The sequence below is a fragment of the Aeromonas bivalvium genome (genome assembly GCF_000819765.1).
Classification (GTDB): domain Bacteria; phylum Pseudomonadota; class Gammaproteobacteria; order Enterobacterales; family Aeromonadaceae; genus Aeromonas; species Aeromonas bivalvium.
In genome coordinates, this window is record NZ_CDBT01000045.1 from 2963 (window position 1) to 3243 (window position 281).

1 pseudogene is annotated in these 281 nt (G+C 59.1%); it reads left to right on the forward strand.

The annotated features are described in order from the left end of the window. Positions 1-69 precede the first annotated feature (69 nt). Positions 70-281: pseudogene (locus tag BN1119_RS13260) on the forward strand (LysR family transcriptional regulator); the annotation flags it as partial.

Below are 281 nucleotides of genomic sequence, written 5' to 3' on the forward strand. Positions count from 1 at the left end.
CCCTGGCTATTGAATCCTCTTCAACTGGCTCTCAAAAAATCCTCAACTGTCATTCAAGGGAGACGTGCCATGGCGGTGCCAAATAATTCAGGCTTGGAGATCAAGCACTTGAAGACGATAACGGCCCTGGCCGAGCAGGGCTCCCTCGCGGGGGCGGCGCTCTGCCTCAACCTCACCCAGTCCGCTCTCTCCCATCAGTTGAAAGAGCTGGAGACCCGCCTCAATCTGGAGCTGTTCCTTCGCAAGAGCCGCCCCCTGGTGTTGACGGCGGCGGGCCAGCA